Source organism: Palleronia sp. THAF1 (genome assembly GCF_009363795.1).
Classification (GTDB): domain Bacteria; phylum Pseudomonadota; class Alphaproteobacteria; order Rhodobacterales; family Rhodobacteraceae; genus Palleronia.
In genome coordinates this window covers 1,214,237-1,229,295 of record NZ_CP045420.1, presented here as the reverse complement: position 1 = coordinate 1,229,295, position 15,059 = coordinate 1,214,237, and the positions used below count along the sequence as shown (strand labels likewise).

17 protein-coding genes are annotated in these 15,059 nt (G+C 64.4%); 9 read left to right on the top strand and 8 right to left on the bottom strand.

The features are described 5' to 3' along the window. The first annotated feature begins 67 nt into the window (after nt 1-67). Both FIU81_RS06190 and FIU81_RS06185 read left to right on the top strand, forming a co-directional pair. Nucleotides 68-850, top strand: a complete 783-nt coding sequence (locus FIU81_RS06190; RefSeq protein ID WP_124112693.1) for an ABC transporter ATP-binding protein — start codon at nt 68-70, stop codon at nt 848-850. Then, on the top strand, nt 847-1,611 hold the full coding sequence (locus tag FIU81_RS06185) for an ABC transporter permease (protein WP_124112692.1): 765 nt from the start codon (nt 847-849) through the stop codon (nt 1,609-1,611). Before FIU81_RS06190 ends, FIU81_RS06185 begins: the two co-directional genes overlap by 4 nt. Nucleotides 1,612-1,821: 210 nt before the next feature. Here FIU81_RS06185 and FIU81_RS06180 read toward each other — a convergent pair whose 3' ends face one another. Then, nucleotides 1,822-2,232, bottom strand: coding sequence for a SufE family protein (locus FIU81_RS06180; RefSeq protein ID WP_124112691.1), 411 nt, complete (start codon nt 2,230-2,232; stop codon nt 1,822-1,824). Between the two features lie 124 nt (nt 2,233-2,356). On the opposite strand from FIU81_RS06180, the gene FIU81_RS06175 reads away from it, so the two are divergent. Then, on the top strand, nt 2,357-2,830 hold the full coding sequence (locus FIU81_RS06175) for a hypothetical protein (protein ID WP_124112690.1): 474 nt from the start codon (nt 2,357-2,359) through the stop codon (nt 2,828-2,830). Nucleotides 2,831-2,840: 10 nt separating this feature from the next. Here FIU81_RS06175 and FIU81_RS06170 read toward each other — a convergent pair whose 3' ends face one another. Beyond that, nucleotides 2,841-4,670 (bottom strand): cation:proton antiporter, encoded by a 1,830-nt coding sequence (locus tag FIU81_RS06170; protein WP_124112689.1) that lies wholly within the window; start codon nt 4,668-4,670, stop codon nt 2,841-2,843. Nucleotides 4,671-4,788: 118 nt separating this feature from the next. Between FIU81_RS06170 and FIU81_RS06165 the strand changes: the two genes are divergently transcribed. Further along, nucleotides 4,789-6,342 (top strand): alpha-amylase family glycosyl hydrolase, encoded by a 1,554-nt coding sequence (locus FIU81_RS06165; protein ID WP_124112908.1) that lies wholly within the window; start codon nt 4,789-4,791, stop codon nt 6,340-6,342. On the opposite strand, the gene FIU81_RS06160 is transcribed toward FIU81_RS06165, so the two are convergent. After that, complete coding sequence (locus FIU81_RS06160) at nt 6,339-6,878, bottom strand: CBS domain-containing protein (RefSeq protein ID WP_124112688.1); 540 nt, start codon at nt 6,876-6,878, stop codon at nt 6,339-6,341. The two genes, FIU81_RS06165 and FIU81_RS06160, sit on opposite strands and share 4 nt — an antisense overlap. A 104-nt stretch (nt 6,879-6,982) precedes the next feature. Here FIU81_RS06160 and FIU81_RS06155 point away from each other — a divergent pair, with 104 nt between their 5' ends. Continuing rightward, nucleotides 6,983-8,401: a protein adenylyltransferase SelO gene (locus FIU81_RS06155; protein WP_124112687.1), complete on the top strand. Its 1,419-nt coding sequence runs from the start codon at nt 6,983-6,985 to the stop codon at nt 8,399-8,401. Here FIU81_RS06155 and rpiB read toward each other — a convergent pair. The 3 genes from rpiB to FIU81_RS06140 all read right to left on the bottom strand — a co-directional run bounded on the left by rpiB (nt 8,398) and on the right by FIU81_RS06140 (nt 9,955). Beyond that, nucleotides 8,398-8,832: a ribose 5-phosphate isomerase B gene (rpiB, locus tag FIU81_RS06150; protein ID WP_124112686.1), complete on the bottom strand. Its 435-nt coding sequence runs from the start codon at nt 8,830-8,832 to the stop codon at nt 8,398-8,400. The two genes, FIU81_RS06155 and rpiB, sit on opposite strands and share 4 nt — an antisense overlap. 84 nt (nt 8,833-8,916) lie before the next feature. Next, on the bottom strand, nt 8,917-9,456 hold the full coding sequence (locus FIU81_RS06145) for a peptidylprolyl isomerase (protein ID WP_124112685.1): 540 nt from the start codon (nt 9,454-9,456) through the stop codon (nt 8,917-8,919). Beyond that, nucleotides 9,449-9,955: a peptidylprolyl isomerase gene (locus FIU81_RS06140; protein WP_124112684.1), complete on the bottom strand. Its 507-nt coding sequence runs from the start codon at nt 9,953-9,955 to the stop codon at nt 9,449-9,451. Before FIU81_RS06140 ends, FIU81_RS06145 begins: the two co-directional genes overlap by 8 nt. Before the next feature lie 157 nt (nt 9,956-10,112). Between FIU81_RS06140 and FIU81_RS06135 the strand changes: the two genes are divergently transcribed. From FIU81_RS06135 to FIU81_RS06120, 4 genes are all read left to right on the top strand, one after another. Further along, nucleotides 10,113-11,291: a phosphoglycerate kinase gene (locus FIU81_RS06135; RefSeq protein WP_124112683.1), complete on the top strand. Its 1,179-nt coding sequence runs from the start codon at nt 10,113-10,115 to the stop codon at nt 11,289-11,291. Nucleotides 11,292-11,349: 58 nt separating this feature from the next. After that, complete coding sequence (locus FIU81_RS06130) at nt 11,350-12,093, top strand: SDR family NAD(P)-dependent oxidoreductase (protein WP_172971410.1); 744 nt, start codon at nt 11,350-11,352, stop codon at nt 12,091-12,093. Between the two features lie 66 nt (nt 12,094-12,159). Beyond that, nucleotides 12,160-13,089 (top strand): class I fructose-bisphosphate aldolase, encoded by a 930-nt coding sequence (locus FIU81_RS06125; RefSeq protein WP_124112681.1) that lies wholly within the window; start codon nt 12,160-12,162, stop codon nt 13,087-13,089. A 132-nt stretch (nt 13,090-13,221) separates the two neighbouring features. Next, nucleotides 13,222-13,524 (top strand): FtsB family cell division protein, encoded by a 303-nt coding sequence (locus FIU81_RS06120; RefSeq protein WP_413816226.1) that lies wholly within the window; start codon nt 13,222-13,224, stop codon nt 13,522-13,524. A gap of 149 nt (nt 13,525-13,673) precedes the next feature. Here the strand turns inward: FIU81_RS06120 and FIU81_RS06115 are convergent, their stop codons facing one another. Both FIU81_RS06115 and cysE read right to left on the bottom strand, forming a co-directional pair. Then, nucleotides 13,674-14,123 carry a globin domain-containing protein gene (locus FIU81_RS06115; RefSeq protein WP_124112680.1) on the bottom strand — a complete coding sequence of 150 codons (450 nt, stop codon included), beginning with the start codon at nt 14,121-14,123 and terminating at the stop codon, nt 13,674-13,676. A gap of 65 nt (nt 14,124-14,188) precedes the next feature. Continuing rightward, nucleotides 14,189-14,995 carry a serine O-acetyltransferase gene (gene cysE / locus FIU81_RS06110; protein WP_124112679.1) on the bottom strand — a complete coding sequence of 269 codons (807 nt, stop codon included), beginning with the start codon at nt 14,993-14,995 and terminating at the stop codon, nt 14,189-14,191. Nucleotides 14,996-15,059: the final 64 nt, after the last annotated feature.

Here is a 15,059-nt window from a genome sequence, read left to right as displayed (position 1 = left end):
CCCCTCGGACAACGAGGGGCAGCACGGCGTGCTGCCGGGCGACGCACATCAAAGGGGCGCACACCGAATGAAAGACTTCATCTCCATCAGACAGGTCCGTCACGCCTACGCCACAAAGGCAGGCCCCTTGCCGGTGCTGGACGGGCTGGATGTGGAAGTGCCCAAGGGCAGCTTCGCCGCTGTCGTCGGTCCTTCCGGCTGCGGAAAGTCCACGCTCACGCGCCTTGTTGCGGGCTTGATGAAACCCGATGCGGGCGAAGTCTGGCTGGACGGCACGCGCGTCACCTCGCCCCGCAAAACGGTCGGGATGGCCTTCCAGAACCCCGTCCTGCTGGAATGGCGCAGCATCCTCGACAACGTGATCCTTCCCCTCGAGATCGTCGCGCCGAAGATGTCCCGCAAGGACCGGGTCGCCCGCGCCGAAGAATTGCTGAGCATGGTTGGGCTGGAGGGTTTCGAAGCCAAGCGCCCCTCTGAGTTGTCGGGCGGTATGCGTCAGCGCGCGTCGCTCTGCCGGTCCATCGTGCACAAACCCGACGTGCTGATCATGGACGAACCCTTCGGCGCGCTGGATAATTTCACCCGCGAAGACCTGTGGCAGACCATGCGCGCGCTGAAGGCGGCAGAGCCGTTCACCGCCGTTCTCATCACCCACGACCTGCGCGAAAGCGTCTTCCTCGGGGATCAGGTCATCGTTTTGTCAGGCCGCCCTGCCCGCACCCAATACGTGCTGGACGTGGACCTGCCCGCTGACCGCGACCTCGACGTCCTTTACACCGAAAAGACCGGCAAGATGCTGCATATCCTGCGCGACCAGATCAAGATCGCCCAAGGGAGGGACGCGGCATGAGCGACCGTATGCGCGCCATCGCCGTTCCCGTCACGGCCCTACTGTTGTTCCTCGCCTTCTGGGAGGCGCTGGTCTGGATCAACGACTGGCCCAACTTCGTCATGGCGTCGCCCTCTGACCTACCTGCCGCCTACATCCGCTTTTGGGAGCTGTTCCTGATCGGCGGATGGCAAACGCTGTGGCGCACGGTCGTCGGCCTTCTGATCGCTGTCGTCGCGGGTCTTGCGCTGGGCATGGTCATGGGCTTTTCGCGCACCGCCCGCGATGGCCTTTACCCGCTGCTTGTGGGCTTCAACGCCATTCCCAAGGCAACGCTTGTGCCGGTTCTGGCGCTGTTGTTCATCGGCCAGCACGACTTCAACACGGTGCTAATGGCCGCCCTGATCTCTTTCTTTCCCATCGCGGTGTCGGTCGGCATCGGCTTGTCCACGCTAGAGCCGGAGTATCGCGACATTCTTGGCGCTTTGGGCGCATCAAAAATGACCATCTTCCGCAAGATCGCGCTGCCCAAAACCCTGCCGGAGTTCTTCGGCGCGCTGAAGGTATCGGTCACGCTAGCCTTCATCGGCACCAATCTGGTGGAAATCGTCTCTCCCCACGGGCGCGGCCTCGGCGCGCTGTTCCTGTCGGGGCAGACAAATAGCAACTACCCGTTGATGTTCGCGGTTCTGATCGCGCTCGCGGTGCTGGGGATCGTGCTTTATTACGCCGTGGTCTACCTGGAAAAGACTTTCGCGGGTTGGGCCGAGCGTCAAAGCTGACGCCGCCTCTTCATCGTTCTGAAAATACCTCGGGGTAAGGCCGCAGGCCGAGGGGCAGCGCCCCTCTACAGTCCTGCCGCGCCTATGGCGCGAGGGGCAGCGCCCCTCTACAATCCTGCCGCGCCTATGGCGCGAGGGGCAGAGCCCCTCTACAGTCCTACAGCGCCTATGGCGCGAGGGGCAGAGCCCCTCGACAATCCTGCCGCGCTCCTACTGCGCCGCGGCCGCCGTTGCGCGGATGCGCTCGATCATCGCGCGCAAGCCGTTCGAGCGTTGCGCCGACAGGTGATCGTTCAGCCCAAGCCGCCCAAGTTCGGCGCTGGCGTCGATTTTCGGCACGTCCTTCACCTCTTCGCCCGCGTAAAGCGCGTGCAGGATCGCGATCAGCCCTTTCACGATCATCGCGTCCGAGTCGCCCTGAAACGCAAAGCGCCCCTGCTCGACTGTCGGCACCAGCCAGACCTGGCTGGCACAGCCGTCGACCTTGGTGGCGGGGACTTTCAGCCCGTCGTCCAAGGGCTCCATCGCGCGCCCCATCTCGATCACGTGGCGATAGCGGTCTTCCCAATCGTCCAGGAACTCGAACGTCTCGGCGATCTCTTCGAAGGCGGGGCTGGCCATGGGTGTCTCCTTGATTAGAACCGAATTAGGCAAGCGCGCCCCTGCTCGCAACCCGCACGGCCTTTTCACCGCAGGCGGTATCGGCTAGGCCCTAATCACGGGGATTTGACGGATGGGGCAGGCCATGACGCAGATGAAGACGAAGATCGGGATCGCACTGGTGCTGGCGCTGGGCGTTGCGGGATGCGGACGGCTGGCCGACAGCCGGTTGAACCCGCTTAACCTGTTCCGAAGCAGCGAAGAGGTCACGGTCGCCCCCACCATAGTCGAGGGCGCGGAACTCGCCGACAGCCGCGGGTTGATCGACCAGATCCTGACACTGGATGTTGCCCAGACAACAGGCGGCGCGATCATCCGTGCGACCGGTGTGGCGGCGCGTCAGGGCAACTGGGACGGCGATCTGGTTCCCGTCCCGACCGAAACGCCCGGACGTCTGACGCTGGCTTTCGTTGCGCAAGAGGCACCAGGCCCGACGCCCGTGTCCACCCAACGCTCTCGCGAAGTGACGGTGGCGATCCGCCTAACCGAGCGCGAACTAGCCGGTATCCGCGACATCACCGTGACGGGTGCACGCAACGCCCGCGCCGTGCGCCGCTAGACCGTCACCCTCAGGCGACGGTCTTCGCAGTATCGTCCTGCTCGGCCGGCAGCAGTGAAATGATACGCGTATCTGCCACGTCCGGCACGTCCTCTTCATCCTCGACGAAGTGGATCTCTCCGCCAGTGTCGATGTAGGCCAGCACATGCGCCTCTGGCCGTTTTTCGCGCCAGTCGGCCTTCGAGTATTCTTCTGTCAGGCGGGTCAGGCGGAACTCCCAGTCCTGCCACATCAGGCGGTTCAACGCGTTGTAGGTCATTCCGCCGACGAAGTGGCGCCCACCCAACGTCGATGGCAGCGCGTGGCGCGCGTTCGTCGATTTCTCGCGGCCCACTTGGTAGACATTCTCTCGCCCGAACTCGGGGCCAAGGTCGGTGGCGACCAGCGTGTTGTAGGCGTCGTTGTCTGTCGCGGCGACGACGGTCTTGTAGCCGTTCAGCTCGATGCGCAGTTCGGCCCCTTCGGACAGGATATCGCCGAAGAACGTGGTGATCCCCGCCTCACGCGCGCCACGAAGGTGCCCGCGGTTCGGGTCGGTCACGAGCACCGGGATCTCGGCCTTCTTCAGCGTCTGCGCCAAGCCCGTGGTGAAGTGCGAACCGCCGACGAGGATCACCCCCGGCGTCTCTGCCGCCGTCAGCCCCAGCCACTTCGCCACGGGTGCCAGCGTGAAGCCATGCACAACGACCGACGCGGCCACCAAGATGAAGGCGAGCGGACCGATCAGCGCGCCATCTTCGACGCCTAGTTCCGCAAGGCGGCTGCCAAACAGACCGGCGACGGCGACCAGCACGACACCGCGTGGACCGGTGGTGGCGACCAGAAGCTTCTCCTTCAAAGGCAGTTTTGTCGCGGTCAAAGCCAGCATCACCGTCACCGGGCGCACGATACTCAGCACGATGATGACGAAGACCACCGACCGCCACGTGAGCTGCGACAGCGCCGCGAAATCGAGCGACGCGGCCAGCAGGATAAACACGCCGGACACCAGCAGGATCGTCGCGTGCTCTTTGAAGCGGTGCAATTCTCCGTAAGACGGCAGGTTCGCGTTTGCGATGACGATGCCCATGACCGTCACGGCCAGCAGGCCGGACTCGTGCAGCACCATGTTCGATACCGCGAAGACGGCCAGGACGCTGGCGAACAACACCGGCACTTTCATGAATTCAGGCACCTTGGCCCTGCGGAAAGCCCAGGCCAGCGCATATCCCGCCGCGATACCCAGCACCGTGGCCAATGCGATGCCGATCACCAGCGTCCACACCGCGCTGCCGACCTGTTCGGCGGTGCGCAGGACGATAACGACCTCCAGCGCCAGAACAGCGGCAAGCGCGCCGACGGGATCGTTCAAGATCGCTTCCCATTGCAGCAAGGCCGCCGGACGGCGTGCCAAGCGCGCAGATCGCAGAAGCGGTGCGATCACCGTGGGGCCGGTGACGATCATGATGCCACCGAAAACCGCGGCGCTTTCCCACGTGGTGCCAGCGCCGTAGCGCAGCGCCAGCGTGGACAGCAGCCAGCCGAGCGGCGCGCCGATGAAGACAAGCCGTTTCACCCCATCCGCGGCGTCCCGCAGGGTGTGGAAGTTCAGAGTTAGGCCGCCTTCGAACAGGATGATCGCGACCGCGATAGAGATCATCGGCAGATAGAACTCGCCGATGTCGCGTGCCGGATCGAAGATGCCGAGGACCGGCCCCGCCAAGACCCCAACGGCCAGCATCAACACGATGGCCGGCATCCGCAGCTGCCACGCCAGCCACTGCGCGCCGACGCCCAGCGCGCCCACAAGCGCCACGGCCGCTATTGGATCAAGCGCCCCCGGTGCGGTCTCGACTGCCATGTTCGTCTCCGATGAAATATCCCTGACGCGCTATCTATCGCGCGGCACGGACAAGGAAAGTGGCTTGACGTTCGGGGGTGTCCTCGGGATCAGGGCCGAGGCAAGCAAGGGGTACGGTATGGCGACGCGCGATTGGTGGCAGGACGGGATTATCTACCAGATCTACCCCCGCTCGTTTCAGGACTCGACCGGGTCCGGCACCGGCGATCTGAACGGCATCCGGCAGCGGCTGGACTACGTGGAAGCGCTGGGTGTGGATGCGATCTGGATTTCCCCGATCTTCCCCTCACCCATGGCGGACGGCGGGTACGACATCAGCGACTACACTGGGATTGAACCGATCTTCGGCACGCTTTCGGATTTTGGCGCGCTGGTAGAGGACGCCCACGCGCGCGGCCTGAAGGTGCTGCTGGATTTCGTGCCGTCCCACACCTCGGAAGAGCATCCGTGGTTCATCGACTCCCGCGCCTCCAAGACCGCCGCCAAGCGCGACTGGTATATCTGGGCCGATCCCGCGGCGGATGGTGGCCCACCCAACAACTGGATTAGCGAATTCGGCGGCCCCGCGTGGACAATGGATGAAGCGACCGGCCAGTATTACCTGCACATCTACGCCCGCCAGCAACCTGCCCTGAACTGGCGCAACCCGGACGTGGCCGCCGCGATGCTCGACGCCATGCGCGTGTGGTACAAGCGTGGCGTCGATGGCTTCCGCGTCGATGCGGTCGAACACCTGACCCCTGACGCGCAGCTGCGCGACAACCCGGCAAACCCAGATTGGGACGGCACAGAGCCTGCCCGCGCGCTGTTCCGCACCTTCACCTCGCACCAGCCCGACGTCTTTCCCCACGTCCGCGCCATGCGCAAGCTGGCAGAGGAGTACGGCGGGCGCGTGCTGGTGGGTGAGGCCTACGGTCATCTGGACGAGATCATGCTGTATTACGGCGATCAGCTGGACGGCTTCCAACTGCCGTTCAACTTTGAGCTGCTCAAGGCCGACCTGCACCCCCGCCGCCTTGCCGATTACATCCGCTACTACGAGGGGCTGATCCCGAAGGGCGGTTGGCCCAACTGGGTGATGGGCAACCATGACCGCCCCCGCATCGCGGGCCGCGTGGGCCTGCCCATGGCACGGTTGGCGCAAATGCTACTGCTGACGCTGCGCGGCACGCCGACCCTGTGGCAGGGGGATGAACTGGGGATGGTGAACGAGGCCGTGCCCGACGACATGCTGCAAGACCCTTGGGCGATCAACAATCCCGGCTCTGGCCTTGGGCGCGATCCGGTGCGTATTCCGATGCCGTGGGACGACGGCGAAGGTCGCGGTTTCACCACCGGCGCACCGTTCCTGCCGTTGTCCGCCGTCCCATCGGCAGCCGAGCAGTCAGAAGACCCAGCGTCCATGCTATCACTGGTGCGCGCTCTCACCGACCTGCGGCGCAAGACCCCCGCCCTGCGTCATGGCGACTGGATCCTTGATCATGCAGACGAGGCTGTGCTGGCCTACACCCGCAGTGTCGATGGGGAGCGGATCGGCGTCGTGTTGAACATGAGCGACACGGACCAGCCGCTGCCGATCACCGGCACGCCGCTTCTGTCCACGATCCCCGGTCGCGATGTGACCGCCCTCGACACGCTTCAGCCAGCCGAGGGCGTGATCATCCGACGCTAGAGCACCACCGCGATCACGATGATCATGATCAGCGTATACAACATGATCCCGCCGCCGATCAGCACGGTCGGGAAGTTGCGCGTGATGGCCGCGCGGCCCATCTGTCTTGCCTGGTTCATCAGGTCGGGCCACGTGTAGCTGACAAAGTCACCTTGGGTGAACACGGCCTTGATTTTGCCCTCGGCATCTACGACCGGCAGACGGCGGAACCGCTCGTTCGACATGATGCGCAGCCAGTCGACCACGTCGTCGTCTTCGCGGGCCAGCCGCGGCTCTACGGTCATGATCTCTTCCAGCTTCGTCTCTGGCGCGGTGCGGTTCTGGTTCACGATCTTGCGCATGATGTCGCGCTCGGTCACGACCCCGATCACCTTTTCCGCGTCATCCACGATCATCACGGAACCGTAGTTCTTCTCGCACATCGCGGCGACGGCGTCCGAGACCAGTTGCTCTTTCTTCATCGTCAAGGGCTTCGGCTTCGACTTGAACTCGGCCCGATCCTTGATCCGCATCCCGCTGCGTTGTTCGGCTTGCATGGCTGTCCCTCCTGTTAGCTGTCATGGTTAGGGAAAAGACGTAGCGCACCACGGGGCGGCGCAAAGGGCTGGCCAAACCGGGTGGCGCGCCCCACATGGGCTGCATGCACATACCGTTCGACAACAGCTATGCCGCCCTGCCGCCCCGCTTTTTTGCCGCGCAATCGCCGACCCCGGTGGCCGCGCCGCGCCTTCTGGCGCTGAACGACGGTCTGGCGCGCGATTTGGGGCTGGACCCAAATGCGCTTCGCACCGGCGAAGGCCTTGCGATGTTCGCCGGGAACGCGGTGCCCGAAGGGGCCACGCCAATCTCGCAAGCCTATGCAGGTCATCAATTCGGCGGCTGGGTGCCGCAACTGGGCGACGGGCGAGCGGTACTGCTGGGAGAGGTCATCGGCCGCGAAGGTCGCCGTGACATCCAGCTGAAAGGCGCGGGCCGCACGCCTTTCAGCCGGGGCGGCGACGGGCGCGCATGGCTCGGGCCGGTGCTGCGTGAGTATCTGGTGTCCGAAGCCATGGCCGCGATGGGCGTGCCCACCACCCGCGCGCTGGCCGCTGTCGCGACCGGAGAGGAGGTGTTTCGCGATACGATAGTGCCCGGTGCGATCCTGACCCGCGTGGCCAGCAGCCACATCCGCGTCGGCACCTTCCAGTATTTCTACGCGCGTCAGGACACCGAAGCGCTTGGCCTCCTGGTCGACCACGTGCGCGCCCGCCACCATCCGGACGCGGATGGCCCGGCGGAGTTGCTCGAAGCCGTCGTGCAAGCGCAGGCCAAGCTGATCGCTCGGTGGATGTCGCTTGGCTTCATTCACGGGGTGATGAACACCGATAACATGGGACTGGCGGCGGAAACCATCGACTACGGCCCCTGCGCCTTCTTGGATGGCTATCACCCCGACACGGTATTTTCATCCATCGACCGGCACGGGCGCTACGCCTACGCCAACCAACCGCAGATCGCGGTCTGGAACCTTGCGCAGCTGGCGACGGGCCTGCTGCCCCTGATGAAGGATCGCGAAGCGGCGGTAGCCAGCTTTACGGAAACGGTCAACGGTTTCGCGACGCATTACCAATCCGAATGGCTGACCCTGTTCGGCGCGAAAATCGGCCTGAGCACGATGGAAGAGGACGACGCGGACCTGATCCAGCGTCTTCTGGACATCCTTGCCACCAACCGCGACGACTTCACGCTGGTGTTCCGGGGCCTGTCGGACGGATCGGCGCAGGATCACGTGACCGACCGTCCCGCCTTCGACCAATGGCACCAGATGTGGATCGGGCGCTTGCGCCGCGATGGCGCGGGTGAAAAGGCGCAGATCGCCCTGATGAACCGCTCGAACCCGGCGGTCATTCCGCGCAACCACCATGTCGAGGCGGTGATCGCGGCGGCTGTCGCGGGTGACATGGACCTGTTTCATGCCATGCACGAAGCGACCACCGAACCCTTCACGCCACACCCGTTGTTCGGCGCGGCACCAGAGCCGGGGGAAGAGGTGCAAGCGACCTTCTGCGGCACCTAACCTTCGATCATCGACACCCGGTCGGCGTGGCGGCCACCCTCGAATGCGGTGTCTAGGAACGCATCCACGATGCGCAGGGCCAACCCCTCGCCTATCACCCGCGCGCCCAGTGACAGCATGTTCGCGTCGTTATGCGCGCGGATCATCGCGGCAGAGAACGTGTCTCCGCATACGCCGCAGCGGATGCCCGGCACCTTGTTGGCCGCCATCATGATGCCCTGCCCGGTGCCACATAGCAGGATGCCGGAGGTGCAGTCGCCCGACGCGACCCGCTCTGCCGCAGCGCGCCCCTGCTTGGGATAATCGGTGCGCTCGCCAATGGCGAGACCCATCTCCACCACGTCGATCCCGCGCTCTTTCAGATGCGCGACGACCGCCTGCCGCATCTCTACCGCCGCGTGATCCGACGCGACCACGATCCTGTCAGCCATATTCCATCCTTCCCGCAAGAAGGGCGGCCAAGGTCATCCCCGCCGCCCCGTTCTTTGTTTTCACAAATACTCAATTCCCACCGATCACTCGGTGACGGTCACGCTTTCGATGACGTCCGGGTCGGCCACAGAGCCGCCACGGCCCTGTCCGCGCGTGATGCCATGCACGACGTCCATACCGTCCGTCACTTGCCCCACCACGGTATATTGCCCGTTCAGGTGCGGCGCTGGCTGGAACATGATGAAGAATTGGGAATTCGCACTGTCGACCGAGTTGCCGGAGCGGGCCATGCCCACCGTGCCACGCTCGAACGGGCGGTCGCTGAACTCTTGCGCGAGATCGGGCATATCGGAGCCGCCCATGCCCGCGTTGCTCGTGTCCAAGTCGGCACGGCCGAACTGCACGTCGCCGGTCTGAGCCATGAAGCCGTCGATCACGCGGTGGAAGACCACGCCATCATAGGCGCCGTTCCGCGCCAGGGCGGTGATCCGGTCCACGTGGTTGGGGGCCACATCCTCGAACAGGTCGATGGACACGGTGCCCTTGTCGGCGATGGTCAGGTCAATCCCGGTCGCGAAGGCAGGTGCGGCGCAGATCGCCGCCAAGATCGCAAGGCTACGCATCGGCGGCCACCTTCACCGACAGCATCCGGTCGGGGTTCATCGGAGGCTCGCCACGGGTGATCTTGTCCACCAGATCCATGCCCTCGATGACGCGGCCGTAGACGGTGTACTGACCATTCAGGAAGTGGTTGTCCGAGAAGTTGATGAAGAACTGGCTGTTGGCCGAGTTCGGGTTTGACGAGCGCGCCGCCCCGATGGTGCCCCGGTCATGCGGCAGCTTGGAGAATTCTGCCGGAACGTCCGGATGTTCGGAGCCGCCGGTGCCCGCAAGACGGATGTTGAAGTCCTTTTCGGCGTTGCCGTTCGACACGTCACCGGTCTGCGCCATGAAGCCGTCGATGACGCGGTGGAAGACCACGTTGTCGTAGGCACCGGCGCGGGCCAGCGTTTTCATCCGCTCAACGTGCTGGGGTGCCACGTCGGGCAGCAGTTCGATGGTGACGGGGCCGTCCTTCAGTTCGACGATGATGGTGTTCTCGGGGTCTTTGATCTCGGCCACGGAGTATCCTTTCAGATTGCGTTGCAGGCGACATAAGGCGTCGGGGCCGGTTGGGAAAGGGCTGCGGCAGTTCCGTGCGGGGGCGATGCGCAGCGGTCGGACTTGCGCCGTTCCCACCAGCGGGGCATCACCGGACCAACCACCGCAGGAGACCACCATGAGCTGGACCGCCCTTTCCAACCTAGACCTTGCCGACAAGCGCGTACTGACCCGCGTCGATCTGAACGTGCCGATCGAGGATGGCCGCGTCACCGACGCCACCCGGATCGAGCGGATCGTGCCTACGGTCAACGCGATCTTGGACGCGGGCGGGCAACCGATCCTGCTGGCGCACTTTGGCCGCCCAAAGGGCAAGCGGGTGGATGACATGAGCCTGTCGCAGATCGTGCCGGCCCTGTCCGAGCACTTGGGCCGGGATGTAACCTTTGCCGAGGACTGCATCGGCGACGCGGCGCGCGATGCGATTGCGAAAGGCGGCGTGGTGCTCTTGGAGAACACCCGCTTCCACGCGGGCGAAGAGAAGAACGACGCCGAGCTGGCCGACGCCATGGCCGCACTGGGCGATGTTTACGTGAATGATGCCTTTTCCGCCGCGCACCGCGCCCATGCCTCGACCGAGGGGCTTGCGCGCCGCCTGCCATCGGCTGCCGGTCTGCTGATGGCGGAAGAGTTGCGCGCTCTGGAAGCGGCCCTGGGCCAGCCGGACCGCCCGCTGATGGCCGTTGTGGGCGGAGCGAAGGTCTCGACCAAGCTGGACTTGCTGTCGAACCTGGTGCGCAAGGTGAACCATCTGGTGATCGGCGGCGGCATGGCGAATACTTTCCTGGCCGCGCAGGGCATCGACGTGGGCAAATCGCTGGCCGAGCATGACATGACCGACACCGCCCGCGACATCCTGAAAAGCGCGGATGAGGCCGGGTGCGAGATCATCCTGCCCCACGACGTTGTCGTTGCGCGCGAGTTCAAGGCCGGGGCCGACAGCGAGATCGTCGCCGCCGACGCCTGCCCCGCTGATGCAATGATCCTGGACACCGGCCCCGACAGCGTCACGCGGATCAAGACGGCGATGGCGGGCTGCAAGACGCTGATCTGGAACGGCCCGCTCGGTGCCTTCGAGATCGCACCCTTCGACGTCGCAACGAATGCAGCGGCGGCAGAAGCCGCGCGGCTGACGCGCGAGGGGTCGCTGATCTCGGTCGCGGGCGGCGGTGATACCGTGGCCGCGCTGAACAAGGCGGGCGCGGCAGAGGACTTTACCTATATCTCCTCCGCCGGGGGCGCGTTCCTGGAATGGATGGAGGGCAAGACCCTTCCGGGCGTCGCGGCGCTGGGATGAGTGGTTTTTCCGCTGGCGAGCGTCGTGCCGGGGTATTTGCAAAAGCAAAGAGTCGTTAGTGGCGCGCGTTCTGATCACCGGAGCCTCTCGGGGGCTGGGGGCGGCCTTTGCGCGGATCGCCCATGACGCGGGGCATGAGGTGTTTCTGGTCGCACGGGATCAGGGGGATCTGGAGGCGCTTGCGGCTGAGTTGGGATCGCGGGCGGCAGTGCTGGTGTGCGATCTGGCTGACGGCGCGGCGCTGGACGCGATGTGGCGCGATGCGGGCCGAGTCGATGTGCTGATCAACAACGCGGGATTGGGTGGCTCTGGCGATTTCGCCGCCTCCGACTGGGACCGCGAGCGCGCGATGCTGGACGTGAACCTGCTGGCCGCGACGCGGCTGGCCAAGCTGGCGATGGGCCAGATGATCCCGCGCGGCGACGGGCGCATCCTGAACGTGGCCTCTTTGGCCGGTTACCTACCCGGCCCGAACATGGCCATCTACTTCGCAACCAAGGCCTACCTGCGGTCTCTGTCAGAGGCGTTGTGGCAAGAGGCGCGCGGGCGCGGCGTGACCGTTACCGCGCTGTGCCCCGGCCCGGTGGATACCGCGTTCTTCGATGCCGGCGGGCTGCGCGGTGGACGTGACATGATGGACGCCGCCACCGTCGCGCAGGCCGGATGGGATGGCATGATGCGCGGACGACGCATGGTGATCCCAGGCGTTGGCCCCAAGGCCATCGCAATCGCGGCGACCCACCTGCCCCGCCGTCTGGCGCTGGCGATCGCTGCCAAAGCGCTGAACCATCGGCCCCGTTAGCGTCGAAACGTTGCCAGAGGGAGTTCGCCCGCCTATCCCTGTGCCAAACGCATGAGGGAGAGCCAGATGAAAGCGTCGCAAAAAGTCCGCAAGATCCTGTCCAACTACGAGGGCGACAACCCCGGCACAAAGGGCAAGCTGTGCCAGATGCTGATGCATGGGCGTCTGAAGGGCACCGGCAAGATGATCATCCTTCCCGTGGATCAAGGCTTCGAACATGGCCCCGCGCGCACCTATGCCCCCAACGCACCCGCCTACGATCCGCATTATCACTATCAGCTGGCCATCGACGCGGGCCTGAACGCCTTTGCAGCTCCCCTTGGGATGCTGGAAGCGGGTGCGGATACCTTCGCGGGCCAGATGCCGACGATCCTGAAAATGAACTCTTCCAATTCGCTCATGAGCGACACGGCGGGCAAGGATCAGGCGGTGACGGCCAGCGTCGATGACGCGCTGCGGATCGGCGCATCGGCCATCGGCTTCACGATCTACCCCGGCTCTGACCAACAGCTGAACATGTTCGAAGAGATCGTGGAACTGCGCCGCGAGGCCGCTTCGGTCGGCATTCCCACCGTCATCTGGTCCTACCCACGTGGTGAGGCGATCAGCAAGGACGGCGAGACGGCGATCGACGTGGCCGCCTATGCCGCGCAGATCGCGGCGCTGATCGGTGCGCATATCATCAAGATCAAACTGTCGACCAATCATCTGGAGGTGCCGGAGGCCAGGAAAGTCTTCGAGGAGCAGAAGATCGACATCTCGACCCAGGCCGCGCGGGTGGCCGAGTGCATGCGCTCTGCCTTCGACGGGCGTCGGATCATGGTGTTCTCTGGCGGTGCCAAGAAGGGCGAAGAGTCGGTCTACGACGACGCCCGCGCCATCCGCGATGGAGGCGGCAACGGATCGATCATCGGTCGCAACTCGTTCCAGCGCGACCGGGCCGAGGCAATGGCGATGTTCGACAAGCTGGTGGCGATTTACAAGGGCGCCGAGTAAGCTCTACGCCCGACCCTTTTGCCACACCCGCACCGTAGGTGATTCGCTTCGGCGAATCACCTCCTGACAGGGCGCATCCGGACTGGCATAGTGCCGATGAACACCCGCAAAGCGGTGGAGCAGAGGCCGGACATGACCCAACAGATGAAACGCGCCCCGTGGGGTTTGGCACTTTATGTCGTGCTGACGATCGTGCTGGGCGGCTATTTCACCTTTGCCTCGGTTCAGGGTGACTACGGCCTGATGCGCCGGATCGAGATCGAGGCTGAAGCACGCGCCCTGCGCGAGGAACGTGACGCGCTGAATCTGGAAGTCGCAGCGCTCAAGAACAAGACGCGGCGGCTATCGGACGGCTATCTTGATCTGGACCTGCTCGACGAACAGGCGCGCAGCGTCTTGGGCTACGTACGCGGCGACGAGATCGTGATCCGTTGATTGTCCCCGTTCGGGAAGCGATGGCGGCCCGGCGCTTTGGGTGTCGCAGCGCGGACCACGAGACGCCTCGTGTGGTTCGCGCGTCTTCCCGCAGCTTCCGGTTCATTCCACAGCTCTGAAACAGCGAGAATTGACAGGCGCGGACGAACTCAAAAAGGTCGTTCCAGCGTCACCCTTCCGGCAAGCTGATCTTCGGCCTCTGCGGCGTCAAGGCCGACCACGAATGCGTCAGCCAAACGAAGATAAAGATCGCCCCACGCGGCTTCCTCGGTAACCGACAATCCGCCCGGCACACTGGCGCGCAATGCTGCGATCAGGGTGGCGCCGACCAATGGGATATGCGCGCGCTGCGCTCCGTAATGATAGTGGCGGCGGCCAAGGTCTTCGATTGTGGCTATCATCCTGTCGGGTTTGGAAAGTTGAGCGACAATCAACATCAGCAATTTGTCGAACTTGTCCCGCTGACGCTGCATGTCCGGCGGGAACAGGGCTCTCAGTTCCGGAGCGTCGGTGAAGAGCTTGTCGTAAAAACTTCGGGACACCGTTCCACGCTTGTTGAAAACACGTGTGTAGCTGGATGTGATTAAATCAGTATTCATGCCCCCGGCTCCGGTTGGTTCGGTGCCGGAATATCATGCAAGAATGAAAGAAGAGTTGCCGGGGGTCAGACAGACCCGAACAGCTGATCCATCGTCAGGGACGGCTGCGCGCAGCCCGCCTCGCCAACGATTCGGGCAGGGATGCCAGCGACCGTTTTCATGGGCGGCACGTCTTCCAGCACAACCGAGCCTGCCGCGATGCGGCTGCAATGGCCGACGCGGATGTTGCCCAGCACCTTGGCCCCGGCCCCGATCATCACGCCGTCGCCGATTTTGGGGTGGCGATCCTCTGTCTCCTTGCCGGTGCCGCCCAGCGTGACCGAATGCAGCATGGAGACGTTGTCACCCACGACCGCCGTCTCTCCGATCACGACGGAATGGGCGTGATCGATCATGATGCCCTTGCCCAGCCGGGCACCGGGCTGGATGTCGACGCCGAAGACCTCGGAGCTGCGCATCTGGAAGAACAGCGCCAGATCGCGACGGTCGTTGGACCACAGCCAGTGCGCGATGCGGTAGGCTTGGACGGCCTGAAAGCCTTTGAAGAACAGCAAAGGCTCGATCAGGCGATGGCAGACGGGATCACGCTCGAACGTCGCAACCAGATCCGCGCGGGCGGCGGTGCCAAGGCTATCGTCGGCGATGTAGGCGGAATCGACGATCTCTCGCAGGATCTGTTCCGGCATTTCGCCATCGGACAGCTTCATGGCCATACGGTAGCTCAGCGCGCGTTCCAGCGTGGAATGGTGCAGGATTGATGTGTGGAACATGCCGGCCATCAGCGGTGCGGTCTCTGTCGCCGCGCTCGCTTCGGCGCGGATGCGATGCCAGACCGGATCGATCTGGTTCAGCTTCTGGGCGGTCATGCTCATGTCCGACGCTCCTGCACTCCGGTCCTGTTCGTCCGATATAGGACGGCGGAGCGCAGGAACAAAA

Bases quoted from the DNA above. Each gene is read 5' to 3' on its own strand.
- FIU81_RS06145 (WP_124112685.1), bottom strand. From the start codon at position 9,456: ATGCGTAGCCTTGCGATCTTGGCGGCGATCTGCGCCGCACCTGCCTTC.
- FIU81_RS06185 (WP_124112692.1), top strand. From the start codon at position 847: ATGAGCGACCGTATGCGCGCCATCGCCGTTCCCGTCACGGCCCTACTG.
- FIU81_RS06135 (WP_124112683.1), top strand. From the start codon at position 10,113: ATGAGCTGGACCGCCCTTTCCAACCTAGACCTTGCCGACAAGCGCGTA.
- FIU81_RS06165 (WP_124112908.1), top strand. From the start codon at position 4,789: ATGGCGACGCGCGATTGGTGGCAGGACGGGATTATCTACCAGATCTAC.
- FIU81_RS06125 (WP_124112681.1), top strand. From the start codon at position 12,160: ATGAAAGCGTCGCAAAAAGTCCGCAAGATCCTGTCCAACTACGAGGGC.
- FIU81_RS06175 (WP_124112690.1), top strand. From the start codon at position 2,357: ATGACGCAGATGAAGACGAAGATCGGGATCGCACTGGTGCTGGCGCTG.
- cysE (WP_124112679.1), bottom strand. From the start codon at position 14,995: ATGAGCATGACCGCCCAGAAGCTGAACCAGATCGATCCGGTCTGGCAT.
- FIU81_RS06115 (WP_124112680.1), bottom strand. From the start codon at position 14,123: ATGAATACTGATTTAATCACATCCAGCTACACACGTGTTTTCAACAAG.
- FIU81_RS06180 (WP_124112691.1), bottom strand. From the start codon at position 2,232: ATGGCCAGCCCCGCCTTCGAAGAGATCGCCGAGACGTTCGAGTTCCTG.
- FIU81_RS06170 (WP_124112689.1), bottom strand. From the start codon at position 4,670: ATGGCAGTCGAGACCGCACCGGGGGCGCTTGATCCAATAGCGGCCGTG.
- FIU81_RS06120 (WP_413816226.1), top strand. From the start codon at position 13,222: ATGACCCAACAGATGAAACGCGCCCCGTGGGGTTTGGCACTTTATGTC.
- FIU81_RS06190 (WP_124112693.1), top strand. From the start codon at position 68: ATGAAAGACTTCATCTCCATCAGACAGGTCCGTCACGCCTACGCCACA.
- rpiB (WP_124112686.1), bottom strand. From the start codon at position 8,832: ATGGCTGACAGGATCGTGGTCGCGTCGGATCACGCGGCGGTAGAGATG.
- FIU81_RS06155 (WP_124112687.1), top strand. From the start codon at position 6,983: ATGCACATACCGTTCGACAACAGCTATGCCGCCCTGCCGCCCCGCTTT.
- FIU81_RS06160 (WP_124112688.1), bottom strand. From the start codon at position 6,878: ATGCAAGCCGAACAACGCAGCGGGATGCGGATCAAGGATCGGGCCGAG.